Genomic DNA, 26,047 nt, shown 5'->3' with positions numbered 1-26,047 from the left:
AATGCCAATTAAAGTACAAACAACAAAGGTAATCACTGGTAAAAACACACGCTTCAGCTACCTGAACGCCAATGAACCAAAATCCATTAATGGAAGCACACCGAAGTATAGTGTCTCCCTTATCATTCCAAAAGATGATATTGAGACTGTGGACAAAATCAAAGCAGCGATTGAGCTTGCCTATAAGGAAGGCGAATCTAAACTCAAAGGTAATGGAAAATCTGTCCCTGCTCTTGAAGTATTGAAAACTCCGCTTCGTGATGGAGACTTGGAGCGTCCTGATGATGACGCTTATCGCAATGCCTACTTCGTCAATGCCAACTCACCGCATAAACCTGGTGTTGTGGACGGTAATCGTCAAGAGATTATCGATACTTCTGAACTCTACTCAGGTATCTATGGCCGTGCATCTATCTCCTTCTATGCCTTCAACTCTAATGGCAACAAGGGTATCGCTTGCGGACTTAACAACCTGCAAAAACTCCGTGATGGAGAACCACTTGGTGGTCGCACTCGTGCTGAAGACGACTTTGCAACTGATGACGATGATGATTTCTTGAACTAATAAGGGAGGATTTAACTTATGACAATCTATTACATTCTACTCTCAGCTGTGCTTGGAGCTTATGTCTTTCTTGGACTCTATCTCAACTACATGACCATTCGTGACGATATTCGTCGTGAGAGAGAGCGTAAGGCTGAAAAGAAACATCATAGTGACAACACAACACCGCTACGACGTAGCCGATAATACTTCTGGTGGCAGCACTCCTGCCACCTTTTTATGAAAGGACAAGCCATGCCAATTAAAGAACTATCAATTGACTTAGAAACCTACTGCGAGTTGGATTTAAGAAAATCTGGTGTCTATCGCTACGCAGAAGATGATTCCTTTGAAATCCTCCTCCTTGCCGTATCAATCGACAGTGGTCCAGTAACTGTGTATGACTTAATCCAAGAAGAACTCCCTCATGAAATCTTACAAGCCTTAGTTGATAACAACATTATCAAGTGGGCTTTTAATGCTTCTTTTGAACGTATCTGTCTGTCTAACTGGCTAAAGAAACATCATCCAAAATTATTGTCCAAGGGATTTCTTTCTCCAAACTCATGGCGCTGTAGTATGGTTTGGTCAGCATATCTCGGATTACCACTTTCACTTGAAAGAGTCGGAACTGTCCTTAAACTCAAAGATCAAAAGTTAAAGGAAGGTGGAGACTTAATTCGTTATTTCTCTGTTCCATGTAAACCAACTAAGGTCAATGGTGGACGAACACGAAACTTTCCAAATCATGCACCTGATAAGTGGTTAGCTTTCATTGATTACAATAAGCGTGATGTTGAGGTTGAACTAGCCATCAAAGAAAAACTCCTCAACCACCCTGTTCCTGACTTTGTTTGGGAGGAGTACCATCAAGACCAAGTCATAAATGATCGCGGGATTGGAATCGATGTGGATTTTGTCAAATCTGCTATTGCCATTGATGAAGAAAGTAAAGCCAAAATCCAAGAAGAACTAAAAGAGCTTACTGGGCTTGAAAACCCAAACTCTGTTCTTCAGATGATTGGTTGGCTACGAGAACACGGAGTAACAACTGATTCTCTCGATAAAAAAGCAGTCAAAGAACTATTAAAGGTAGTTGATGAAAAGACAGCTAAAGTCCTTAAGTTGAGACAACAGGCAGCTAAATCCAGCGTCTCTAAATACCAAGCCATGATAAACTGCATCTGTAAAGATGGCCGAGCTAGAGGGATGTTTCAATTCTACGGAGCAAACCGTACTGGTCGATGGGCTGGACGTTTGGTTCAGTTGCAGAACCTCCCTCAAAACCATCTACCTGACCTCGAAGAAGCAAGGAATCTTTTCAGAACTGGTGACTTAGAAGCAACTGAACTTCTCTACGATACGCAAGATAGCCTATCTCAACTTATTCGCACTGCTTTTATTCCAAGCAATGGTAAAAAGTTCATCGTGTGCGACTTCTCTGCCATTGAAGCAAGAGTGCTCTCTCACTTAGCAGGAGAGAAATGGCGGAGCAGAGTCTTTGAACAAGGCAAAGACATCTACTGTATGTCTGCTTCCCAGATGTTTGGAGTTCCAGTTGAGAAGCATGGACAAAACTCCGACCTGCGTCAGAAAGGAAAGATTGCGGAGTTGGCATGCGGATATGGTGGAGCAGTCGGTGCACTCAAAGCCATGGGAGCAATCGATATGGGGATTGAGGAAGATGAGCTCCAGCCACTTGTAGATTCTTGGCGACAAGCCAATCCAAACATCGTACTCTTTTGGTGGGATGTCGACAAAGCTGTAAAGTCTGCAGTAAAGTTTCAAGAGCAAATCGAAACACATGGTCTTCAATTCGAAGCTACTAAAGGCATGTTATTTATCACACTTCCATCTGGACGAAAACTTGCCTACGTCAAACCCAAGATGGGTGAGAACCAATTTGGTGGAGAGTCTGTTACCTATGAGGGCACTGGCACAGCCAAACGCTGGGAAAGACTTGAAAGCTACGGCCCAAAATTCGTCGAGAATATCGTCCAGGCCATCAGTCGAGACATTCTTGCTTATTCTATAAAACAGCTGAAAGACTTCAGGATTGTAGGTCACGTCCATGATGAAGTCATCATTGAGTGTGACCAGGACCAAAGCCTTGATGAGATTGCTTCATTGATGGGAAATCCACCAGTCTGGATGTCTGATATTAACCTCAGAGCTGACGGATACGAATGTCTCTTCTATCAGAAAGACTAGACAAAAAATCGCCACCTCAATTGAAATGGCGATTGGTTTTATTTGTTGAGTTCTTTGTAAAGGTCTAGGCCTTCTTGCTGAGTCTTATTGACTTTCTTATATCCTGCAGACTTCTTGACACCTAGAATTTCAAAGATTTCTTTATTCTCATAACCTTCAAACAGCATGTCCAAAATTACACGCGCATCGAAGTTGGTTTCTGCAATCTTATCCTTCAAAAATTCAAATTGATCCATCACTAGGTATAGTTCAATCGCTTCATCAGCAATTGCTAAATCTTGTTTTTCTGTGAAGGCTTCCCATGATGTGACTTCAAGAGTATTCTTCTTAGGTTTACGAAAATCCTTAAGATAATCATTGACTGAGCTATTATACCACTTAACCATTTGTTCATACACCTCTTCTGCAACAGGTACAAAAGCTGTTAGAATTGGAATACCCATGATACGGCATTGTCGAAATGTCCCACGGATTAGACCTGAATAACTTGACGACATATAATAGCCCTGCACAAACATTGGGGCTAGAACCTCACACTCTAGTGGTTCTACACCAGTTGATGAAGATTGAGCTTGACAGTAGTTGAAAAAGTTGACATTAATTGGCATTGTTTGACTCCTTTGACTTTGGCTTGCAAAGAAAAAGGGGATGACAATGCATTATTAAATTTAAATAGTGACCTCATATGCTTTTCCTTTGCGGTTATACATAATTGGTCAACTAACCATACACGTTGACATTTCCTACTAGCTGGTTCTTATGGTTAATGGTCATGATCAGTGACAGAACTACTAGTAGAAATTTATAAAGAGTTCTTACTCTTTTTTAGTAACTCTAGTGTACTTTAAAACGAAAAACCCTGTGTACCAGCCTAGGTGCACAGGGTTTGCAGTAATATCAACGATTTTCAAAAATTGAGTACAAAAAAAGAGCATTTCTGCTCTGCCAATGCACCTAGCCTAGGTGCAAATTTATTTTTCTATGCTGGAATCTGTTTTACGAGTTTCTCAAACTTATCAATATCGATTCCGTGGTATACAGATAAAAGTTGAGTGATATACTGCATTTTTTGGTCAGTTGGGTTAATGGTTCTGCCAGCAATAGCAAAAAATTTTTCAAGATAGATTGTTGGAATTTTCAACCCTACAAAAAGTTTCAAGAGTGTCATTTCCTCATATGAGGTACCTTTGAATTGACGAAGTTTACCTAAGAAGTTCCGATGAAGATTGGTTTGAGCCATAAATTCTTGATTATCATAACCTCGATAGTCAACGATTTTACTAACTACTTCTTCAAAAGAAAGGCGGATATCATACAAATAATCAACGATTCCAGCATTCTCAGTGATGATTTCCTGGATATAAACATTGAAATTATCAAGTGCGACTACCTCTTCCCTAACATCTAGTACCTCAGCATTTTGGTTAAAACCATTCAGAATTCGACCATAATCAGCATCCGATAACTTAAAGAGTGTGTACTCATACTGAGTTGATAACCCAGAATTAAAGCTTAGGTATTCATAACTAAATGCTAAGCAGCATTTACTCACGTCATTCAGCGCTTCTTCAGTTAATACTAAATGTCCGAATGGTCCAACTTCAACATAGCGCGAATCATTAACACAAACAAATTTGTCTGCATAGACATATTCACCAGAGAGCAGCAATTCGCTGAGCTCTTTATTAGTACTAGCTAAATTAATCAGTTCCGAAAAACCAATTGCAAAAGTCTGGTGTAGATAAATTTCTCCATTTGTCGAAGTGATGTGACTAGGAACATAGGAGCCATCAATATAGTCATATGCGCTACTATTATTTGAGAAACCGAGTTCTTCTAATCGAATCTTGGCGGACTTTCTAGAAGCATGATACGCAATAGCGACCTTATCAACGGCTTTGGCTAGAAGTGATAACTCAGTCACGTTACTAAAACCAAGGTAACTATACTCTCCCATAGTACTAATAACCATCTTCTCAACTGAGTTTTTCGGCATGAGAATTCTTGGTGCAATTCCCTTAGCTTGACATTCCATGGAGTACTCAGGATTATCGTTAACAAGATTGAGAGGTATTAGCTTTGGACTTCCGTAATGGTTAGTGAGCATTCGTTTGAAAGCGAAATGTTGCCAGTGATACTCCCAGTGTACACATTCATGCAAAATAGAATTATTCAACTCTCCAACTCGGTTAGGGTCAAGCAATTTGGCATCGACTATTAAGTCCCCCATATTTGGGGAATACTCGAAGATTTCCCCTGTTTCTGGATCAAAAGCTTTGACAGGTTCACTATCAAATTTGACCATGGCGCGCTGTTGCTCATTTACTTCCGATACATTCAAAAACACCACATTCAAGCCCATTCGTTGTGCCAGTACCATTACATCAATTGTACCAACATTGTCAATAGTCATTGAAAATTCAGGATAGTACTTGGATAAAATATGACTCGCAGCAAGATCGTACTCTCCACAATTCATATAGGGAATTAAATCAAGTCGCTGGGTAAAGTGGTTTTCAAGTCCTTCTGGTGCTGATGTTCTAAAGTTCATAACCTGTAAGTCGTCTACCATAAAGTAACCGTCTAACCAAAATGAAAATCGTGTTGTATAGGTCAACCCTTCACTCAAAGCCTTATACTTAACTACCGTACTGCATTCAGATACAAAATTCTCACGGTCAGTCCAATAGATAGTACAAAACTTGACTTGGTAAATTGAAATTTCAATATCATTAATGAAAAACGGAACATCATGGAGTGCGTCAAGGTATTCACGAATCCAACCATTAATGAAACCAGTAACTCGAGGGTTATTATTTAAATAGTATTTAAAGTCCAATGGCTCACCACTTATCTTTCTATAGTTAATTTTTAAATATTGTTCTCTATCTTTTCTCAGTGATATTATATCAGATAAACGAAAAAAATCAATATCTTGTGTCATCGATATGAATTCCGACACAAGATATTGATTTATAAGTTTGCTGATAAAGTACGTTTAATTAGTCATAGTTTATTAATTAAATAAACAAATTGAAACATGTTTAATTTATTTCAAGCTTAATTAAAATTTGATTTTTATTGAAAGAAAACTAATCTTCAGTAATTACAAACCTCTTATCCACATAATATTGCATTACCTCTTTAATATTGAAATATTCTTCAGAAATAAATAAATTAGGATTATTTTTACCATAGATACTTGATAATTGAAAATGTTGTTTTCTCTTTCGTCTTTCACACGGTAAGATAAGAGCTGAAAAAACACTTTTATATTTTGGTACAATATTATTTATATTCCGCTCATTTTCGATAATACCATAATAACTTTCATCATCAGTCGGAGATCCGTTCATTATAGATAATAAAGATTGTGGATATGGAATATTTGTTTTTGTATTATCAGGATACTCCCTTCCTAAATATCCTTCTAAGAACATATTGTAACAAATTTGCTTGTAGTTCATGCCATGAATATTTGAATAGTATTTTGCATCGAAAATAATTTGATTTTTGGCATCATCAATGAAGTAATAATCAGGTTGAAAATAGTGACTATCATTTAATGAGTTGGGATAAAAAGTTGGTTTTTCAAACTTTGCCTTGTATACGTTTGATTTTAACTTAAGTTCTCCGTCAGTAAAAGAATCAAAATTTCCATTCAAAAATTCTAAAATCATATTCTCCCAAATACTTTTAAAAGAATAATGCTTTAAATAATAGTTTCCTCCTACCTTGACTGACATAAAGAATTCAATAAGAGCATCTAATAAATCAATCTTATAATCCTTGAATTCCTTCTCCCTATACGACTGAAGTATATCAATTACATAATCCTTGTTACCTAAGAAATCAAACTCTGGAAACTCTCTACCGGTTTCAGGAAGGCCAATAAAATCCTTAAATTTCATTAAAGTATAATCAATAGCAAATATCATCGCTTCTGTCAAAAAGACGGAAAAGTTATATTTTTTCTCATAATAGAAAGGATATAGAACTATCTTTCCTCTTTCAATATAAAATTCTCCTTTTAAGATAGTCTCTTTCCATTTAATTTTTCCTCCTAGATTTGGTTTTAATATATACCTATCTTCCTGCAATAGACCAAATTCAGAAAAATAATTATACCCGTGGTGCTAGTTGATTTCAAAATATCTCAAGTTGTAAGCAAGTATGATTTGCTCAATTCTCAATTGTAACCCTGTCATCCCTCTAGCCAAAGTATGCTCTATATCAAAAAGAGTACAAAGCTCTGAAAATCGTGTTTCAATTGTTCGTCTCATAGCAAGCAGTTCCCAATTGTTATGTTGCTTAGCTCCAACCATATTTTGACGTAAAGGTGTCCACAGATGATAGCCCTTGTTTTCTAGGTCAGTTTTAAGTTGCAGACTTAAGTAACCCAAGTCTGCTAAAATAAAGGACTGTCGACAATTCTCTAATAGCTCCTCAACTGCTCTGATATCATGAACAGAGGCTGGTGTGATAACATAGTTCAGAATATAACCTGACAATGTTACTAACATAGATGGCTTTTTCTGTCCAACTTAATTTGACAATTTGGGAACCATAAAACCACATGTTCTTAGACGCATTATAGCCAATATCTGCTACTGTATTGAAAATAGAGACTCTATGGTTACGGACAGGTTGACAAAGTACCAGTGGAAAGCTATCCATAATAAGGATAGTATCAGGAGATATGTCATTATTCATAGCTTGACGAATGACTTGAACTAACCAAATTAAGTGTCTTGCTCGCCGATTAAAGCGACTTCTTTCTAGTAAGTTACCACAGGTGAATAGCCGACAGATTCTATAAAAGTGTCGTTGAGACTGGATACCTAACTCAGCTTGCAATAATAGCAACGTTAGAATGGCTTGATCGGAAACTTTGGCTAATTTAAGGTTACGGCGGTGTTTTAAGGCTTCAGGACAATAATCATTGTAAAATTGGGAACAAATGTTTGACAATTGTTGCATATTCCATTGTAAGTGATGAGATTTAGCGGTATACTGTAAGCGGCTCATTTGGACTAACCTCCTGTTTGTTTAGGCACTTACAGTATAGTCCTTTTGGGCTTTTTATGGTAGTGTCAAATCAACTAGCACCACGGGTAATTGTAACTTGAAATTAACGAACCCTACAGATATAGTTAAAAGTTATAACAACTCCAAAGCACATAGTTTAAAACTATATCTACACCTTAAAAACAGAAATGACTGAAACTGTTGAAATAACAGCAACTATAACTTAAAATAACAAGTGTAAAATAATAAAACAGGTATAGCTCACGAGCACATACCATATAGGAGGTAACTATGACACTAAAAACTTCAACCCTTGGCTACCCTCGTTTGGGAGAACATCGTGAATGGAAATTTTTGATTGAAAGCTATTGGGCTGGCAATATTACTCAAGAAGAGTTGCTAGATAAAACCAAAGAACTTCGTTTGTCATTCTTGAAGAAGCAGGCTGACGCTGGTCTTGATTTGATACCTGTCGGAGACTTTTCTCTCTACGACCATATCCTAGACCTGTCTCTCCAGTTTAATATCATTCCTAAGCGTTTTAAAGACCGCGACATTACACTTGACCTCTACTTTGACATTGCACGTGGCAATAAAGACCATGTAGCTTCTGCCATGAAGAAATGGTTCAATACCAACTACCACTATATCGTTCCTGAATTTAACAATGTCAAACCTCAACTGACTCACAATCGTCTACTTGACCTCTACTCAGAAGCTAAAGACATTATTGGCGATAAGGCTAAACCTGTTATCGTTGGTCCCTTGACTTATGTTTCTCTAGCTAGCGGTGTTGATGATTTTACGGCAACGGTCAAAAAACTGCTTCCACTCTACAAACAAATCTTTAAAGAATTCACCCAAGCCGGTGCTAACTACATTCAAGTCGATGAACCTATATTTGTCACTGATGAAGGCGCTAGTCTTTTAGAGGCTGCTAAATGTGTCTATGCTTATTTTGCTGAGGAAGTTCCTGAAGCTAAACTGATTTTTCAAACCTATTTTGAGGGCTTGATTTCTAAAGAACTTGCAGAGCTTCCCGTTGCAGCCTTTGGCTTGGATTTTGTTCACGGCTTAGAGGACAATCTCAAGCTCATTCACGAGGGATACTTCAAAGATAAGGTTGTCTTTGCAGGTGTGATTGACGGTAGAAACGTTTGGGCAAGTGACTTGACTGCCACCTCAAGCCTCATCACTGATATTCAAGATAAGGTTAAAGAAGTTATCCTTCAGCCTTCTTGTAGCCTACTCCACGTTCCTGTCACCAAGCAAAACGAAACATCTCTAGATCCTGTCTTGAAAAATGGACTAGCTTTCGCTGATGAGAAATTAGTAGAACTCACTATCTTAGCTCAAGGTACATCTCACCCTCTCTATGCTCAGCATGTCGCTGACTTTGAGGCACTCCAGGCAGCTGACTTCCGAAATGTTAACCTAGAAGATATTTCCAGCGTCAAAACAGAGCGAACCGCCTACAGCAAACGCGCAAAAATACAAGATGATAGATTTAAACTACCAACCTTACCAACAACAACGATTGGGTCATTCCCACAATCAGCTGAAGTTCGCCGCACACGCTTGGCTTGGAAACGTGGCGATATTACAGACCAAGACTACGAAAACTTTATTCAAGCTGAAATTGCACGCTGGATTAAAATCCAAGAAGACCTCGACATCGATGTCCTAGTCCATGGCGAATTTGAACGTGTTGATATGGTTGAATTTTTCGGACAAAAACTAGCTGGATTTACCACAACACAACTAGGCTGGGTTCAGTCTTACGGTTCTCGTGCAGTTAAACCACCGATTATCTTTGGTGATGTCAAACATATCCAGCCACTCACTGTCAAAGAAACAGTCTATGCCCAAAGCCTAACCAATCGCCCTGTTAAAGGGATGTTGACTGGACCAATCACTATTGTCAACTGGTCTTTCGAGCGGACAGATATTAGCCGTGGCGACCTCTTTAACCAAATCGGTCTAGCTATTAAGGATGAGATTAAGTTGCTAGAAGAGGCTGGTATTGGTATTATTCAGGTGGATGAAGCTGCCCTACGTGAAGGACTCCCTCTACGCAAGGCTAAACAACAAGCCTACTTAGATGATGCCGTAGTTTCCTTTAGATTGGCAACGTCATCTGTCAAGGACGAGACCCAAATCCACACCCACATGTGCTATTCTAAATTTGACGAAATCATCGACACCATTCGACAATTGGACGCTGACGTTATCTCTATTGAGACCAGTCGCAGTCACGGTGATATTATCCAAAGCTTTGAGACTAACAACTATCCTCTAGGAATTGGTCTGGGCGTTTATGACATCCACTCACCTCGTGTCCCAACCACTCAAGAAATCACGACCAATATCCTACGACCACTCCAACATCTATCTGCCAAACAATTCTGGGTCAACCCAGACTGTGGCCTAAAAACCCGTAAAGAACCTGAAACAGTTGCTGCTCTTGAACACCTAGTCGCAGCAACAAAAGAAGTCCGTGCCAAACTAGGCTAGAAAGTGGTGAACCATGTCAGACTTACTAGAAAAATTAAAAAATAAGGTTTTAGTAGCTGACGGTGCCATGGGAACACTGCTCTACTCCTATGGCTTAGACACCTGCCACGAAGCCTACAACCTCACCCACCCTGAGCAAATCCTAGCTATTCATGAAGCCTATATCAAGGCAGGCGCTGATATTATCCAGACCAACACCTACGGTGCTCAGCGCCACCGACTGACAGAATATGGTTATGATAATGATATTGTCACTATTAACCAGAAAGCAGTTGACTTAGCACGCCAAGCAGCTGGAGATAAGGTCTTTGTCTTGGGAACAATCGGTGCTTCCAGAGGGCGTAAGAGATGTCCACTAGACCTCGAGCAGATACTAGAGGAAACCAAAGAACAAGTTCAAGCCCTCCTCTCTACAGAAAAACTAGACGGACTCTTGTTTGAAACCTACTACGATAGTGAGGAATTACTGGCTGTTCTTGATATGGTACGACCTCTAACTAACTTGCCTATCTTGACGAATATCGCTCTGCACGAGCCTGGTATTACTGAAAACGGTCGTCCCCTTGTCGAGCTCATGAGCCAACTGGTTATGAAAGGTGCCGATATTGTAGGACTCAACTGTCACTTTGGACCTTATCACATGATACAGTCCCTCAAGCAGGTGCCACTATTTGCCCAGTCCTATCTGGCAGTCTATCCTAATGCCAGTCTCCTTGCCATTGACGCTGAAACCCAGCAATACCAATTCAGCTCAAACGCTAGTTATTTTGGAAAATCTGCGGAACTTCTGGTCGCCGAGGGCGTGCGAGTTATCGGTGGCTGTTGCGGAACAACACCTGAGCATATCCATGAAGTTAAAAAAGCGGTTAAGAATCTAAAACCTATTGCGCGTAAGCTCATCACCCCTACTGTCACCGAGGAAGACCTCATCAAGAGAGTTAGGCAAGAGGAAACCCTTGTTGATAAGGTTAAAAAAGAGGTCACTATCATCACTGAATTAGACCCGCCAAAGACACTAGACATCGCTAAATTTCAGGAAGCCATCCAAGCACTTGATAAAAAAGACATTGGTGCTATTACCTTAGCTGACAATTCCTTGGCAAATACTAGAATTTGCAACCTCAGTATTGCCAGTTATCTGAAAGATAGCATTCAAACACCGCTACTGCTACATTTGACAGGACGAGACCACAATCTTATCGGTTTACAATCTCGACTTATGGGACTAGATTTACTAGGTTTTCATAATATCTTGGCTATTACTGGAGACCCGTCAACTATCGGTGATTTCCCTGGAGCTACGAGTGTTTATGATGTCAATTCTTTTAAACTATTAACCTTGATTAAACAACTCAATCAAGGTCAATCTTATAGTGGTGCAAGCCTACGTCAGCAAACTGATTTTACCGTTGCTGCTGCTTACAATCCTAATGTTAAAAATATAGACCGAACCACGCGCTTGATTGAAAAGAAAATCGCAGCAGGTGCCGACTATTTCATAACCCAGCCTATCTTTGATGCCAGCAAATTTGAGCAATTGGCCAAAGTCATCCAGCCTTACGATACCCCATTTTTTGTAGGCATCATGCCCATTACCAGCTATAACAACGCCGTCTTTCTTCACAACGAAGTCCCTGGCATCCAACTCTCTGAAAGTTTTCTAGCTCAGTTAGAAGACCTCAAAGACGATCCTATTGCCTGCCAAGCATTTGCCATGAAATCCACTAAAGACTTGATTGATCAAGCTCTAAAATATTTCAAAGGCATCTATCTCATCACTCCATTCATGAGATACGACCTAACCTGCCAATTGATTGATTACATTAAAGAAAAACAACTTAGATAATTGTTTCCAACGATAAAAAAACGAGCAAATAATCATTTTTATAAATGTCTATTTGCTCGTTTTTTTTTCATGATTTTAGAAATACTCAGCTGACTTTATACAACAAACTAACTTGGCTGCAAACATGCAAATAGCTTTTAGAGTGGGATTGACAAAGTCAGTATCAAAACGTTCATCAGGCTAAGTATAAGTTAACGACCTTAGCTAAGGTTTTCGCTCATTATTAAACTCCCTTTCTTTGGCGAATTCTATGCACTAAGTAAAGTATGGCAAGAGTGTGCATGACAAGAGATAGCCCCGTGCCGTCGTTAATAAGGTCAAGATTACCAGAACTCGTATTTTTGAGATAAACCATACTGTCAGATACCCCATCTTCAAGAGGAGCAAATACGGTGACATCAAAAAAATTCCAAGCTGCATGAAAACCGCTAATAGCCCAAATACTTCCTTGGTATAAGTAAACTAGACAGGCAAAAATACCAAATAAAAACAAGTCTAGCATTCTCATCAGGTCAAAGTAGCCACTGCCAAAATGCAAAATCATAAAATACAAGGAAGATAGCACAACTGATGCTACTACTGACAACTCTCTGCTAAGGCGGCTAAATAGCCAGCCACGCATGCTAACTTCTTCAGCATGAGATTGTACTAGCCAGACAAGCAACCAGAGACAAGATTGAAACAAAAGTTGTGGATTGACTTGAATGCTAGCAATCTGAAAATGCCCAAAAAGAATCATCAAACCAATATAGATAGTGTAAAAGGTGGCACCCAGTCCCCAGCCAGCCGCTAATTGCCTAAGAGCTTTCTTCCGAATCAGACCAAGACTAGATAAAGGAGTCTTTTCACCATAACGAACCCAAATCATCACAACCAGACTTGTAAACGCAAAGGTCAGATTGGTCCATAGTCTAAAGCTAGGGCTATTTTCTGGAACTAAATGACCAACAAAGGCTAAAAATACTGATGATAGGACAGCTGCTAGTAGAGACAAGACCGTGATGATAACTAATACTTTCGCAATATACAAAATCTTTGCTTGCCAGCTTTTCCTATTTCTCTTAATCATTTCCATACTTTTCTCCTCTCATCGTATAGGTCAGCTCAATCATTCTACCAATCTAGGGTAAACCTAACCCAACCGTCATCTGTATTTTCTAAGCGGTAGTTAAATTTATGCCTACTTAAAATTTTCTGGACAATATAGAGTCCCAAGCCCGTGCCACCGTCCTTACGATTACGACTATAATCTGGTCGATAAAAAGGCTCAAAAACCTTGCTCAAGTCCGAATCACTCAGGAGAGTCTGAGCTTGATTTTCCACAACCAAGTGCTTCTCAGTCAACTGAATCCTAATCTTCCCCTCAGGCCTGGTGTACTGAAAGGCATTATCGATAATATTTTTCAAGGCTTTCTCTAGATAAATCCTATTAGCCTCAACCGTCACCTCAGAAAGAGCATAGTCGAACTCATAACCTTTCATCTTTGCCAATAATTGGTAAGTAGGTAACTGCTCCTCCAAAAATCTTGTCATGGCGTAAGTCTCCCAATACTTAGTATCCAAAAAGTCTGCCATATCAATCTTGGAAATGGTTAAAATATCTTGAACCAACTGAGATTGCTCTTCCAAGATACGACGACACTCTTTGAGGTAATAGTCCCTATTTTTAAAATCACCAACCCCCAGTAGCATGCCATCTACAATGCCCATCATACTGGTAATGGGAGTTTTCAACTCATGCGAGGTGATCCGTAAAAACTCCTCCTTTGAACGCTCGCTCAAAGCAGTCTTTTCAATTTCGACCTCTAGCCTAACCACGGTTTGTCGCAATTGCTGATACATACTGGTAATATCTCGACTCAACTCGGCAATCTCATCTTTTCCCTCTAGTTGACAAGACAATCCCTCCTTTAGACTAAGCATCTGTCTGCTTGTCTTAGATAAGAGTTTAATACGTTTGGTTGATGAACGACTGTATATATAAGCTACAATAGTCCCAATCACCAAGGCTATTACTAAAATGACTGGATAAATAGCTAGCAAAACACGGCTAGCATCAGAGATAGGTTGCAGAGAATATTGAGCTTCTAAGGTTATTTCTTGCCCATCTTTAGTCACAATCTTTTGACGCAGACTTCGTATCTCGCCCTCCACTGGTGGGGAAGAAACAGTGATTTCAAAGTCATTTAAAGGTTGGTCACTGTTGGTATTGTTCCTATCAACATAAGGATAGACGACTGTCTCTCCCTCAAACAGATAGAGACTAAAGGGCAAATCTTGATTATCCAAAGTCGTTAGACGCTTTAGCACCTCTTCCTTATCCTGTCCATCTAAATTTTGCTGAACCTTGTCAACTGCTTCCTTTACTTGATCAACCCTGACCTCTTCATAGTAGACAGGCATGAAAATATACAAGATAGCCAGAGTCACCGTAATAACTGAAAAAATTAAGCCATTGATAACCAAAAAATTTTTACTTGTCAGTTTCATACTAGCCCTCTCCCAATTTGTAGCCCATGCCTGTCATGGTTTGCAAGGGTAGCTGAGGGCATTTTTTGCGAATATTTTTGATGTGATTATCCAAAACACGACTGTCTAGCTCGCTGTAACCCCAGACTGTATTCATCAACTGCTCCCGTGTCACCAACCGACCTTGATACTTTATCAAAACCGTCAATATGGCATACTCTTTCTTGGTCAGGATAATTCTCTCTCCCTCATAGACCAAGGCACTATTATCATAATCTAAATGATAAAGGCTATCAGATGAGCTTTTTTGTACCTCTTGACGTAGGATATTTTCCACACGCTTCAACAAGATGAGAGGTGAAAAGGGCTTGACCACATAATCACTGATAAGATGATTAAAGCTGACCAGCTGCGTGTATTCATCATCAACTGCCGTCAGCATCATGATAGGCACTTGGGAAGTTTGACGCACCCTTTTTAGGACATCAATTCCATTGACACTCGGGAGCATAATATCCAAGATAAGCAAGTCAAAGTCTGCTGAAGCAACTTGGTCTAAGGCATCCTGTCCATCAAAAACAGATGTCACCTGATACTTATTCTCTTTCAAAAATTCACAAATAACTTGATTGATGATTGGATCATCTTCGACCACCAAAATATGCTTCATTTTTCGCTACCTCTCATGCCTTTTTCCATTTTTTATTCCTATTCAAAGCGTAGAGCTTCAATCGGATTGAGTTTTGATGCCTTGATTGCTGGCAACAAACCAAATACTATCCCTATTATACAACAAAATAGCAGACTAACAAGAACAGACAACAGGGACAAAATATAAGGATAGGCTAGTGATTGTGTGATGATAAAGCCACTGACAATACCCGTAAAGACGCCAATGAAACCACCAATCAAGGTCAAAATTACCGCTTCAATCAAAAACTGCCTGAGAATAATATTCCTCCTTGCTCCCAAGGCTTTCTTGATACCAATTTCCCGTGTTCGCTCTGTCACAGATACCAACATGATATTCATAACACCAATGCCACCAACCAGAAGAGAGATACTGGCAATACCTGCCAGTAAGACAAAGTTAGACTGATTAAGGTTTTCAATTTGACGCTCAAAATCACTCAAATTCATGGTTCCAAAAGCATAGTCAGAATCAGCGACTTTTTGATTGAGATAGTTACCCACTGCCTGAGAAACAGGCTTTAAATCATCGGTTTTCACAGTCTGCACCACAGTGGTCGGTGCTACATTGATTTCTTCCGTCACATGATGCCACTGCCCCAGAGGAATATAGGCAGTCTTTCCGCCGCCATAGACGTTAGCAGAGTCCTGACTTTGATAAGCACCGATAACCTTAAAAGGAATTGACTTGATATCCACATATTTTCCAATACCGTCATCGTTGGGGAAAAGCTGCTCATAAAGACTTCTCTCTAAAATAGTGACCTGTTCCTCTTCTTTAAAAGAGGCCTGCTCAAATCCTTTCCCTTTAACAATGGCTAGCTGTTTTAAGTCTCTAATATTAGGCGTTGTGGCTACAATTTTACTTGAGGACTGTTTTTCTAGGTAGTAAATGGTGTCGTCTGTCTCATAAGTCAAGGCAACATCTTTGACACCAGCTAACTTTTTAATAGCAGGCACTTCTTCTTGACCAATAAAGGGCAGATAAAGCGGCTTTTTTGCATTGTCTTTACTAGCTATCCTAGCATCCAAGGCACTCTTTTTAGCATAAACCACATCCATAGTATTGTTGCTACCGCCAATCAACTGTCGTTTAGTTGTCTCAGTATTCCCCTCAATGATGGAGAAAATTGCAATGATAGCTGCAATCCCAATAATGATACCTAGCATGGTCAATATAGAACGCATTTTATGAGACAGGATTGATTGTAGAGCTGTCTTGATTTCTTCCATAGCCTCCTCCTTCCGCTAAACAGAATGACCATCTTCAAGCAGTCCGTCACGCAAAACAACTGTTTTTCGACACTTTTGGGCAACTTCAGGTTCATGTGTAATGATAACGATAGTTTTCCCTGCTTGGTTAAATGTCTGAAAAAGCTCCATAATCTGCTCACTCGTCTTAGTATCCAAAGCCCCTGTCGGCTCATCTCCTAAAATAAAAACAGGATCAGTTACCAAGGCACGGGCTATGGCAACACGCTGTTTTTGACCACCCGATAGTTCTGACGGCTTAAAGTTACTTCGTTCTTCTAATCCAACTAAACACAACATCTCCAAAGCTCGCTCTCGACGCTCTTGCTTAGGAACATTAGCATAGGTCAGTGGCAACTCAACATTTTGACAAGCCGTTAACTTGGGCATAAGATTAAAATTTTGAAAGACAAAACCTATCTTTTGATTACGCAAATCCGACAGGTCATTATCAGACAAATTACCTACATCAATATCCTCAATCTGATAGTGTCCACTACTTGCCTTATCCAAGCAACCAATAATGTTCATCAACGTTGACTTTCCTGAACCAGAAGGTCCCATAATAGCTAGAAAATCTCCCTTTTCAATGGTCAAATCAATTCCTTTCAAGATTGGAATTTCCTCACCAGCTTGTAGGTAGGTCTTTTTGATGTCACTGAGTTTTAACATCTTGTCCCACCTCCATACCATCAGTCATACCTGTTTTAGGTAAGGAAAGCCTATCTTCCTGAGTCAATCCCTCTACTAGCTCGTAAAGGTCTTCTGTCACCTTATTGACCTTTACATCCTGTTTTACTATCTTCTTGCCAGTTACTTTCCAGACGAAGGTTTTGCCTTTTTCCCTAACCAAGTAGGACTTATTTAAAATGAATTTACCTGCTTCTGTACTTGAGTCAAACAATTTAACATAAGTATGTGAACCAACAACTGGAGGTGTGTCCGTCTGATCCAATTCAACCTTATAAGGATACTTAGAAAGATTAGGATTTTCCTTACCATCTGCACTAGACTCACTATCTGTTGTCAAATCACCAACTTGGGTCACCGTTCCTAGCCAAGTTTTACTGTTATCCTTACGGTCAATGACCGTCACACGTTGTCCCAGTTGAATCTTGTCACGGTCAACTTCATTAACCTCACCATTGATAAAATATTTGGAGCGGTCAACGATTTCCATAAAGGTTTCTTTTTCTTTTTTATCTGCCGATTGATTCTTTAAATCAGTATTAACACTGGTAACCAGACCAGCGGCATCAGCTATGACCGTATCGTATTTTAATCTCTCATTTTCTGTATTAGAGGTTGCGACAGCTTTTTCATAGTCAATCTGAGCATTTTTAGCTTCATTTTCACCAGTCTGAGCCTCTTCTAGGGCTTGATTGACAGCAGACTGGGCTGTTCTTAAATCTTCTTGACTCGGTTTATCCTCGCCTCCTTGATTATATCTAGCTTGAAGAGCTCCCAAGTCTGCAACTTTTTGATGATAAGTCCCCCATTTTATATCAGCATTACTACGAGCTGTTTGTGTCGTTCCTGCTCGAGACTGAACATCATAACTTGCAGATTGAGCGGTCAAGGCTTGGGCGGTGTCATAAGAAAAAAGTGCTTGTCCTTCTGTCACCGTATCTCCAGCTTTAACAAAGATCTCTTTGACCGCTCCCTTAGAGGAGTCAATTTTGATCTTGCTAGCATGATTAGGCTCTACCTCGCCAGATAGGATTGCTGTTACTTTCTGACTATTAGCAATCGCCTCTTTGACAGGAATTGCTTCAACAACCTCATTAGCACCTGTCCATATTTGAGACTGACTGTACCAATAGTAACCACCAGCCAACAAAGCTAAACCTGCCACTGACAAGCCTATGACTAGCCTCTTTTTCCCATATCCTTTTAGTTTTCGTCCTTTGTAAGCCAACATAAGACTCTCCTTATATCACATTTCAACTACTACTTCAAACAATCTGAGACACAAAAGACTGATAATCTGCACCTCAGCCTTTTATATCCTTATACCTATTCTCCTTGTTCCAGTTCCTTAGCTGCCTCAACATCCTGTTGAATAATCGTACCATCCTTGAGAACATATTCCTCAACCTCTTTGCCATCGATCACTTTTTTCTCAGATTTGACAGCTTCTCCAATATCTACTGTCTCATTATTTTTATCTCCCACACCATTGTTGGCCTGATTACCACACGCCACCATTAACACACCGCTGGCAAATAAAACTACCATACAACTCATTCGTTTCATCATATTCATCTTAAATTCTCCTTTTGACTTATATTTTTGAACATTGACATTATAACAAAGCAATCTATAGTTAACCTATGGTTCATCTGTTTTTTATCTGTTATTTTGGGGTGATGAAACTTTTCCTCATGCTAAAAAACAAAACAAAATCCCTCCCTTCAATCTCACTAGGGACTGAATTTAAGACGGGGCTAGGCTGATTTTAAGACCCCCTAGTCTGTTTTTAACACTACCCCCGTCTGAATTTGAGACTGGGGTAGGTTCATGTTCCAATTCCCCTAAATAAATCTTGTTGGCCAAACTCCCTTTTTCGATGGAAGATTGTTGGACTTCATCAATCAAGCCATATTCTTTCAATGTCTTTTTTATCGTCAGTAATTTCGACTTGGAACAGCCAAGCAGTGCCATCAATTTTGAGTTGGAGTAAATCAAATAGATAGCCCCATCCTCATCTATCCACCCCTTACTCAAAGACAACTCCAAACGGTCTTTTTAGACCTCATAGGTAACCTTAACCTCCAATTTCATATTTTTATATCGGTCACTTTCAAATAAGAGTTTCGGAAGCTTATAATAACGTTCTGACGTTTGATAGTGATTAGCAGTTATTCGTTTCATAATTTCCCTCCAGTATTAGCAGGTTAACATAGATTCACCTTTAAAAATGCTATTTGATTGATAACTTTTAACTAAATTTAAAAGTTCTAGATATGAACTGCACCCCCAAAGTTAGACAAAAAATCTAACTTTGGGGGTGTTTTTCTATGAAATTAAGTTACGAAGATAAACTAACGATTTATCAAATGAAGCAAGCTGGCTATTCTTGGTCGCAAATTAGTCAAACCTATAATATCACCGTATCTAATCTTCGCTATATGGTACAACTCATGGATAAATATGGTCCAGAGATTGTCCGTAAGGGAAAAAACAGGTACTACTCACCAGACTTAAAACAAGAAATGATTGACCAAGTTCTCTTAAATGGTTACTCACAACTGGAGGTTTCTTTAAACTATGCCTTGCCAAATCAAGGTATGCTTCCAAATTGGATAGCACAATATAAGAAAAATGGGTATACTATTGTTGAGAAACAACGAGGGAGACCTGCCAAAATGAGACGTAAACCAAAGAAAAAACTTGAGGAGATGACCGAGTTAGAACGTCTCCAACATGAACTAGAGTATCTTAGAGCGGAGAATGCTGTGCTAAAAAAGCTGAGAGAATACCGATTGAGGGACGAAGCAAAGCTCAAAGAGCAACAGAAATCATTCGAGGACTAATTACTGAATTTCCCTTATCGCTATTATTGGCTATCTTAAAGCTAGCTCGCTCAACTTATTATTATCAGCTTAAGCGATTATCAAAGGAAGATAATAATAGTGAGTTAAAAGAGATGATTCAAGCCATCTATACTGAACACAAAGGGCGTTATGGCTATCGCAGAATTCATCTTGAGTTACGCAATCGTGGCTATCGGATTAATCACAAGAAGATTCAGCGCTTGATGAGAGACTTGGGATTAAAGGCAAGGATACGGACTAAACGTCGCTATAATTCCTACAAGGGAGAAGTTGGCAAGAAAGCAGCTAATCTCATCAATCGTCAGTTTAGTGCCTCTCAACCACTTAGAAAGTGCTACACTGATGTCACGGAGTTTTCGATTCCTGCTAGTCATCAGAAATTGTATCTATCACCAGTTCTTGATGGCTATAACAGTGAAATTATCGCTTATAATCTATCAACATCACCGAATTTAAAACAATTAAGAGATATGCTTGAGGAAGCCTTTCCTAAGCAAGATTATCAAGGGGCTATTCTTCATAGTGACCAAGGCTGGCAGTATCAACACAGCTACTATCACCAGTTTCTAAAGGAACACAACATGAAACCGTCTATGTCTCGTAAGGGTAATAGCTTAGATAATGGGATGATGGAATCTTTCTTTGGCACACTTAAGACAGAGATGTTTTATGGATTTGAGAAGAGTTTTCGATCACTAGACCAGTTGAAACAAGCTATTTCAGATTATATTGATTACTACAACAACAGACGTATCAAACTAACATTAAAAGGACTGAGCCCTGTACAATACAGAACTCAATCCTTCACTTAAAATATACTGTCTAACTTTTTGGGGTCACTTCAAAACCAAGGCTTTTTACTATTGCGATTTATCAAAAGATTCTAGGCTTTTACGAGCAAAGAAACACACTCCACGTGATTTGTCTTTAGAGAATCAATGATACTATTTAACGATTTGACACTTTCTAACGATTAATTTTGAATAAATATTATAAGATGTACTACCATTATAAAAAAGTTTCCTATCATCCTTAAGAACAGCTAAAAAGCCTTGAAACCAAGCTATTTCAATGGATTTTAATCGTTTATTTGTATCATTTAACTTCTACAAATTTCGGTCGCTACTAGTTTAATTGCCATTCCTTTAACCTCTTACCAATTCAAGCCTACATGGGCCTGCATTTCCAAGTAGGCGGTGTCTATCCGCTGCTGCGTTTCTGGATCTAACTGCTCTCGGTACTGCCCACTATCAATAAAATCTTCCAAGATGTAGGTCTGATACAGGTAGTTCTCCAACCCTTCTTCTGTATAGGTTCCCTTAGACGTCTTATTGACCCAAGTTGGATGGGCCTGAGCTGTTTTGATGACGGTCGCTCCATCTGTTTTTTCCAAGGTCACATCAAGAAGAATTCCTCTTTCTGTCCACTGGGCATTGGTTTCCCCGTCCATGGTTTCTATCCGCTGATCAGACAAGAAGTTACCCATGGAGTAAATAATCAGCTTACGTTGGCCGTCTTTTTCCATGATTTCAGCCGGCTCCACCACATGGGGGTGGCCACCGAGAACCAAATCCGCTCCCCACTCCACCATCTGATGGTAAAGTTCGCGCTGTTCCTGCGTTGGTTCAAGCTGGTATTCTGTTCCCATTTGCGGCATGACAATCGTAAAATCTGCCTCCGCTTCTGCACGCGCCAGCTCCGCCTGCATCTTATCTAGGTTCAAATCTGATAGGTAGGCCTCATATTCTTCCTGAGTCAAATTGCCTTCCATACCATTAAAGCCATAGGCATAGCCCAAGATGGCTATCTTAATCCCCTTTACTTCTCGAATCGTTAAAGGAGCTGTTGCCCGATTGCCCTCAGCGTAGACACCGACGGTATCAACTCCCGCTGTCCGAAAGGCATTTACTGTGGAAATCAAGCCGGACAGATGAGAGTCCAAGATATGGTTGTGGGCTAAATCAACCACGTCATAACCTGTTTCCTGAATGGCTGTAACCACGGAAGCTGGAGCATTAAAGAGAGGGTAGCCGCCCAGAGGATAGTCTGACGAAATCGTTCCCTCAAAGTCAGCGATGGCCAAATCCGCCTGTTCAATCCATGGCTTGACGTAGGTAAAATTCTCACTGAAATTGTATGAACCATCTGCCTGCAACACACTACGAATGAGGGGCGTATGGTACAGCAAGTCCCCATGAGCCATGATACGAGCCGTCTGTGCCTGAGGGGTGGAGCTACTGTCACGAGTAGTGGTGACAGGCGATTGAGTACGCTGAGAAGTCAGCAAGGCATAAATGGGCCAGCCTACCGCAACAACAACCAGTACGGCCAGAGGTGCGAGAGCCAACCAAGTCAGCCTTTTTTGCCGTCTGCGCTTTCCAATCCGAGTACGATTTCTTCTCATGGTCATTCTCCTTCCAAATCTCCCTTCTAGTATAAGCTTTTTTTGACTAAAAAGCTAGAGGAAAAAGACAGAGAAACTCTCTGCCCTTAATCTTCTATATAACGCAATTTGCCACGGAAATCATCCAGACTCTCGTAGCCCTTTTCTTTCATAATAGCCTTGAGTTCATTGGTAATTCTCTCAAAAGCCGACAGACCTTCTTTTTGAAGAGTGGTTCCAATTTGAACCATGCTGGCCCCACAGAGGATATGCTCAAAGGCATCACGGCCCGTCAGGACACCGCCAGTCCCCACGATTTGAATCTCAGGCTTGAGCCGCTGGTAAAAGGCGTGGACGTTGGCTAGGGCAGTTGGCTTGATATATTCACCGCCGATACCACCAAAACCGTTTTTGGGCTTGATAACCACTTGCTCGTCTTCGATATAGAGTCCATTGCCAATTGAGTTAACGCAGTTGACAAAGGCCAGAGGAAATTGATTGAAGATGGCCGCCGCCTGATCAAAGTGAACGATGTCAAAATAAGGCGGCAACTTAATGCCTAAAGGCTTGGTAAAGTAGGTGAACACCTCATGCAAGATGGCCTCTGTTGTTTCAAAATCGTAGGCGATCTGTGGCTTGCCAGGTACGTTTGGACAAGACAAATTCAACTCAGTCAGGCCTTTGAAGTCACTTGCTTCTACCTGCTTGAGGATGGTGTGGGTTTCATCAGGCGACATTCCTACCAAAGACAAGACAAAGGTGCGTTCTGGCTCCGTTTCCTGCAATTCTAAGAGGTAGTCCAAGTAGTAGGCGAGACCTTGATTGGGCAGGCCCATGGAATTGATGGAGCCCAAGGGAACATTTTGGTAGCGAGGCTCTGGATTACCAGCCCGATAGTCCAAGGTTGCTGTCTTAGTCACAAAGGTTCCTGCTGCGGAATCCTTGACACCTGCCAATTCTTCCTTGGTCATGCACCAAACCCCTGCTGCATTCATCAGACAGTTATCAAAAGAAAATCCACCTAAAGTCGTATGTGTAGAAACCATATCATCCTCCTTATATGTACTTCCTGTATATTGTACCATAAAAACCCGCAAAAACATTCGTCTTTTACGATAAAATCAAAAAATTCTCAGAATCGTTTATTTTTTTCTTTACTTTTCAAATACTTGGTGCTATAATAATCAACAGAAAATTAAATTGTCAGACAATTTAATAAATAAAAAGAAATCAGGTGACCTTATGACAACTGCAAAAGCTTATATCGCCCAATCTTTTGAAGCAGTAAAAGCTCGCAACCCACATGAAACAGAATTTCTCCAAGCCGTTGAAGAGCTCTTCGCGACCTTGGAGCCAGTCTTTGAAGCCCATCCAGAATATATCACTGAAAACGTCCTAGCCCGTATCGTTGAGCCAGAGCGTATCATCAGCTTCCGTGTACCATGGACTGACAAGGACGGAAATGTGCAAGTTAACCGCGGCTACCGCGTCCAATTCAACTCAGCAGTCGGACCATACAAAGGCGGTCTTCGCTTCCACCCAACTGTTAACCAGTCTATCTTGAAATTCCTCGGTTTTGAGCAAATCTTCAAGAATGTCTTGACTGGCCTGCCAATCGGCGGTGGTAAAGGGGGTTCAGACTTTGACCCTAAAGGAAAAACAGACGCTGAAATCATGCGTTTCTGCCAAAGCTTTATGACCGAATTGCAAAAACACATCGGCCCTTCGCTGGATGTGCCAGCTGGTGACATCGGTGTTGGTGGCCGTGAAATTGGCTACATGTACGGCCAGTACAAACGCCTCCGCCAATTTGATGCCGGCGTCTTGACTGGTAAACCTCTTGGCTTTGGCGGTTCCCTCATCCGTCCAGAAGCGACAGGCTACGGCTTGGTCTACTTTACAGACAATATGTTGGCTGCCAACGGCAAGTCCTTCAAAGACCAAACAGTTCTTATCTCAGGCTCTGGTAACGTTGCCCAATATGCTGTTCAAAAGGCAACAGAGCTCGGCGCTAAGGTTATCTCTGTATCCGACTCAAACGGCTACATCATCGACGAAACCGGTATCGACTTTGACCTCTTGGTAGATGTCAAGGAAAAACGCCGCGCGCGCTTGACAGAATATGCGGCTGAAAAAGCGACAGCCAAATACTTTGAAGGCTCTGTCTGGAACTATGACGGAAAAGCTGACATCGCTCTGCCATGTGCCACCCAAAACGAAATCAATGGTGAACAGGCAGCTCGTCTGGTGAAAAATGGCGTATACTGTGTGGCCGAAGGTGCCAACATGCCGTCTGACCTTGATGCCATCAAAGTTTACAAGGAAAATGGCGTTCTTTACGGACTGGCCAAAGCTGCTAACGCTGGTGGTGTAGCCGTATCTGCCCTTGAAATGAGCCAAAATAGCCTTCGCCTCTCATGGACACGCGAGGAAGTAGACGGCCGCCTCAAGGACATCATGGCCAACATCTTTGACACAGCCAAAACAACCGCGGAAAAATACAACCTGGGTACAGACTACCTAGCAGGTGCCAACATCGCTGCCTTTGAAAAAATCGCAGATACCATGATCGCCCAAGGCTTGGTGTAAATAGAACAACAAAAGAGCTGGAACTTCTAGCTCTTTTGCGTTTACGGCTTCAAGCCATAACAAAACACCCCTGTTGACATCTAGTAAACTAGAAACAGGAGTGTCTTTTGCTGTTCTATTATTGCACGGTCCTTTTCTTTGTCTAAAGCGGAGCATTATCCGGCGCTTGTAAGGTAGCCTCCTCTAGTTGGTTCCAGCTAGAAAAGGCGGTTTCAACGTCTATATGCAAAACCCCAGCACTTCCTTCGTATTCAAAGGTCATTTCAAAACCAGTCATATAGAGTGTTTTCTTGTCAAAGGTCACCTTGAAGCCCTTCTCTACTTCTGTTTGACTAATGCCTGTGATGAATAAATTTAATTCGTCCTTAAAAAGCGAAACCAAATCAATGTTTTGGCTTTTGATAACCAATGTATAACGGTCACTGCTTTCTTCCAATTCTAGGTCGTTCTCCATTGAGGAGAGAATCTTGAGAAAGCTAAAGTACCCTGGCTGAATGTAGTAACGCCCGTCGCTCAGCTGTTTTTCCCAAGCCCCGTCCTTACTGGTTCGTAAATAGACGGGATTGCCTTCCCCACCGGGTAAAATATACTCTTGATAGGTTTCCTGTCCGTTGTTCACTTCATCAATCAGAGCATGGGCACGTTGAATCGTTCCGCCAGTATTGCCGTAATCTATATCGGCTTGCATATCCTGACTTTTTTTATCCTCATTGATTTGGAAAGACAAATCCATATCAAAATGGACTGTTTCCACTTTTTCATTAGCTTGGGCAACTTTATCAAGAAAATCTGCAACGGACATGTTGGTTTCCTCAGTTGTAGCTACATTGCTAGACTCAGTAGTTCCGTCTTTTTCTGCCTGTGTAGCGCAGGCTGCTAAAGAAAATGGCAGCAAGCAAAGAATCCCAAAAAACGCAAGAATCTTTTTCATTATCTTTCCCTCCTAATGGTTATGTGTGTTTCCT

The 26,047-nt window shown here is 40.6% G+C and carries 20 protein-coding genes and 2 pseudogenes; 7 read left to right on the top strand and 15 right to left on the bottom strand.

Annotated elements, in window-relative coordinates:
* Window position 1 precedes the first annotated feature (1 nt).
* From INT76_RS08830 to INT76_RS08820, 3 genes are read left to right on the top strand one after another with little or no spacing between them, the layout of a single operon-like run.
* Window positions 2-565, top strand: coding sequence for a DUF2815 family protein (locus tag INT76_RS08830; RefSeq protein WP_212570078.1), 564 nt, complete (start codon window positions 2-4; stop codon window positions 563-565).
* Between the two features lie 18 nt (window positions 566-583).
* On the top strand, window positions 584-751 hold the full coding sequence (locus INT76_RS08825) for a hypothetical protein (RefSeq protein ID WP_212570077.1): 168 nt from the start codon (window positions 584-586) through the stop codon (window positions 749-751).
* A 48-nt stretch (window positions 752-799) separates the two neighbouring features.
* Complete coding sequence (locus tag INT76_RS08820) at window positions 800-2,755, top strand: DNA polymerase (RefSeq protein ID WP_212570076.1); 1,956 nt, start codon at window positions 800-802, stop codon at window positions 2,753-2,755.
* A 38-nt stretch (window positions 2,756-2,793) separates the two neighbouring features.
* Here the strand turns inward: INT76_RS08820 and INT76_RS08815 are convergent, their stop codons facing one another.
* The 4 genes and pseudogenes from INT76_RS08815 to INT76_RS08800 form a co-directional block, all read right to left on the bottom strand.
* Complete coding sequence (locus INT76_RS08815; RefSeq protein ID WP_212570075.1) at window positions 2,794-3,363, bottom strand: hypothetical protein; 570 nt, start codon at window positions 3,361-3,363, stop codon at window positions 2,794-2,796.
* A 371-nt stretch (window positions 3,364-3,734) separates the two neighbouring features.
* Complete coding sequence (locus tag INT76_RS08810) at window positions 3,735-5,699, bottom strand: hypothetical protein (protein WP_212570074.1); 1,965 nt, start codon at window positions 5,697-5,699, stop codon at window positions 3,735-3,737.
* A gap of 148 nt (window positions 5,700-5,847) precedes the next feature.
* Window positions 5,848-6,855 carry a hypothetical protein gene (locus INT76_RS08805; RefSeq protein WP_212570073.1) on the bottom strand — a complete coding sequence of 336 codons (1,008 nt, stop codon included), beginning with the start codon at window positions 6,853-6,855 and terminating at the stop codon, window positions 5,848-5,850.
* 36 nt (window positions 6,856-6,891) lie between these two features.
* Window positions 6,892-7,783: pseudogene (locus INT76_RS08800) on the bottom strand (IS982 family transposase).
* 291 nt (window positions 7,784-8,074) lie between these two features.
* Here INT76_RS08800 and metE point away from each other — a divergent pair.
* Complete coding sequence (metE, locus tag INT76_RS08795) at window positions 8,075-10,297, top strand: 5-methyltetrahydropteroyltriglutamate--homocysteine S-methyltransferase (protein WP_212570072.1); 2,223 nt, start codon at window positions 8,075-8,077, stop codon at window positions 10,295-10,297.
* Between the two features lie 13 nt (window positions 10,298-10,310).
* A complete protein-coding gene (locus tag INT76_RS08790) occupies window positions 10,311-12,143 on the top strand; it encodes a bifunctional homocysteine S-methyltransferase/methylenetetrahydrofolate reductase (RefSeq protein ID WP_212570071.1) in 1,833 nt (610 codons plus the stop codon).
* Between the two features lie 223 nt (window positions 12,144-12,366).
* Here the strand turns inward: INT76_RS08790 and INT76_RS08785 are convergent, their stop codons facing one another.
* From INT76_RS08785 to INT76_RS08750, 8 genes and pseudogenes are all read right to left on the bottom strand, one after another.
* Entirely contained in the window at window positions 12,367-13,218 is an 852-nt protein-coding gene (locus tag INT76_RS08785) for a CPBP family intramembrane glutamic endopeptidase (protein WP_212570070.1), read from the bottom strand.
* A 38-nt stretch (window positions 13,219-13,256) separates the two neighbouring features.
* A complete protein-coding gene (locus INT76_RS08780) occupies window positions 13,257-14,633 on the bottom strand; it encodes a sensor histidine kinase (RefSeq protein ID WP_212570069.1) in 1,377 nt (458 codons plus the stop codon).
* Window position 14,634: 1 nt separating this feature from the next.
* Window positions 14,635-15,282 (bottom strand): response regulator transcription factor, encoded by a 648-nt coding sequence (locus tag INT76_RS08775; RefSeq protein WP_212570068.1) that lies wholly within the window; start codon window positions 15,280-15,282, stop codon window positions 14,635-14,637.
* A 38-nt stretch (window positions 15,283-15,320) separates the two neighbouring features.
* On the bottom strand, window positions 15,321-16,535 hold the full coding sequence (locus tag INT76_RS08770) for an ABC transporter permease (RefSeq protein WP_212570067.1): 1,215 nt from the start codon (window positions 16,533-16,535) through the stop codon (window positions 15,321-15,323).
* A 15-nt stretch (window positions 16,536-16,550) separates the two neighbouring features.
* Window positions 16,551-17,225, bottom strand: coding sequence for an ABC transporter ATP-binding protein (locus INT76_RS08765; protein WP_212570066.1), 675 nt, complete (start codon window positions 17,223-17,225; stop codon window positions 16,551-16,553).
* Window positions 17,209-18,474: an efflux RND transporter periplasmic adaptor subunit gene (locus INT76_RS08760; protein ID WP_212570065.1), complete on the bottom strand. Its 1,266-nt coding sequence runs from the start codon at window positions 18,472-18,474 to the stop codon at window positions 17,209-17,211. The genes INT76_RS08765 and INT76_RS08760 overlap by 17 nt, the downstream gene beginning before the upstream one ends.
* 95 nt (window positions 18,475-18,569) lie before the next feature.
* The gene (locus tag INT76_RS08755) at window positions 18,570-18,818 is read right to left on the bottom strand and encodes a hypothetical protein (protein WP_212570064.1); all 249 of its coding nucleotides are present in this window, start codon (window positions 18,816-18,818) and stop codon (window positions 18,570-18,572) included.
* Window positions 18,819-18,966: 148 nt separating this feature from the next.
* Window positions 18,967-19,427, bottom strand: a pseudogene (locus tag INT76_RS08750) (replication initiator protein A); the annotation flags it as partial.
* A 146-nt stretch (window positions 19,428-19,573) separates the two neighbouring features.
* On the opposite strand from INT76_RS08750, the gene INT76_RS08745 reads away from it, so the two are divergent.
* A protein-coding gene (locus INT76_RS08745; RefSeq protein ID WP_212569952.1) for an IS3 family transposase occupies window positions 19,574-20,922 on the top strand; the annotation gives its coding sequence in 2 pieces (ribosomal slippage) (window positions 19,574-20,024 and window positions 20,024-20,922; 1,350 coding nt in all).
* 341 nt (window positions 20,923-21,263) lie between these two features.
* Here INT76_RS08745 and INT76_RS08740 read toward each other — a convergent pair.
* Window positions 21,264-22,514 (bottom strand): CapA family protein, encoded by a 1,251-nt coding sequence (locus INT76_RS08740; protein ID WP_212570063.1) that lies wholly within the window; start codon window positions 22,512-22,514, stop codon window positions 21,264-21,266.
* An 86-nt stretch (window positions 22,515-22,600) separates the two neighbouring features.
* Window positions 22,601-23,539: a dihydroorotate oxidase gene (locus tag INT76_RS08735; protein WP_212570062.1), complete on the bottom strand. Its 939-nt coding sequence runs from the start codon at window positions 23,537-23,539 to the stop codon at window positions 22,601-22,603.
* Window positions 23,540-23,735: 196 nt separating this feature from the next.
* On the opposite strand from INT76_RS08735, the gene gdhA reads away from it, so the two are divergent.
* On the top strand, window positions 23,736-25,082 hold the full coding sequence (gdhA, locus tag INT76_RS08730) for an NADP-specific glutamate dehydrogenase (RefSeq protein ID WP_212570061.1): 1,347 nt from the start codon (window positions 23,736-23,738) through the stop codon (window positions 25,080-25,082).
* Between the two features lie 142 nt (window positions 25,083-25,224).
* Here the strand turns inward: gdhA and INT76_RS08725 are convergent, their stop codons facing one another.
* Window positions 25,225-26,013, bottom strand: coding sequence for a DUF6612 family protein (locus INT76_RS08725; RefSeq protein ID WP_212570060.1), 789 nt, complete (start codon window positions 26,011-26,013; stop codon window positions 25,225-25,227).
* Window positions 26,014-26,047: the final 34 nt, after the last annotated feature.

Source organism: Streptococcus oriscaviae, assembly GCF_018137985.1.
GTDB lineage: Bacteria > Bacillota > Bacilli > Lactobacillales > Streptococcaceae > Streptococcus > Streptococcus oriscaviae.
The sequence above is the reverse complement of the archived record's forward strand: the minus strand, read 5'-3'. Positions and strand labels throughout refer to the sequence as shown.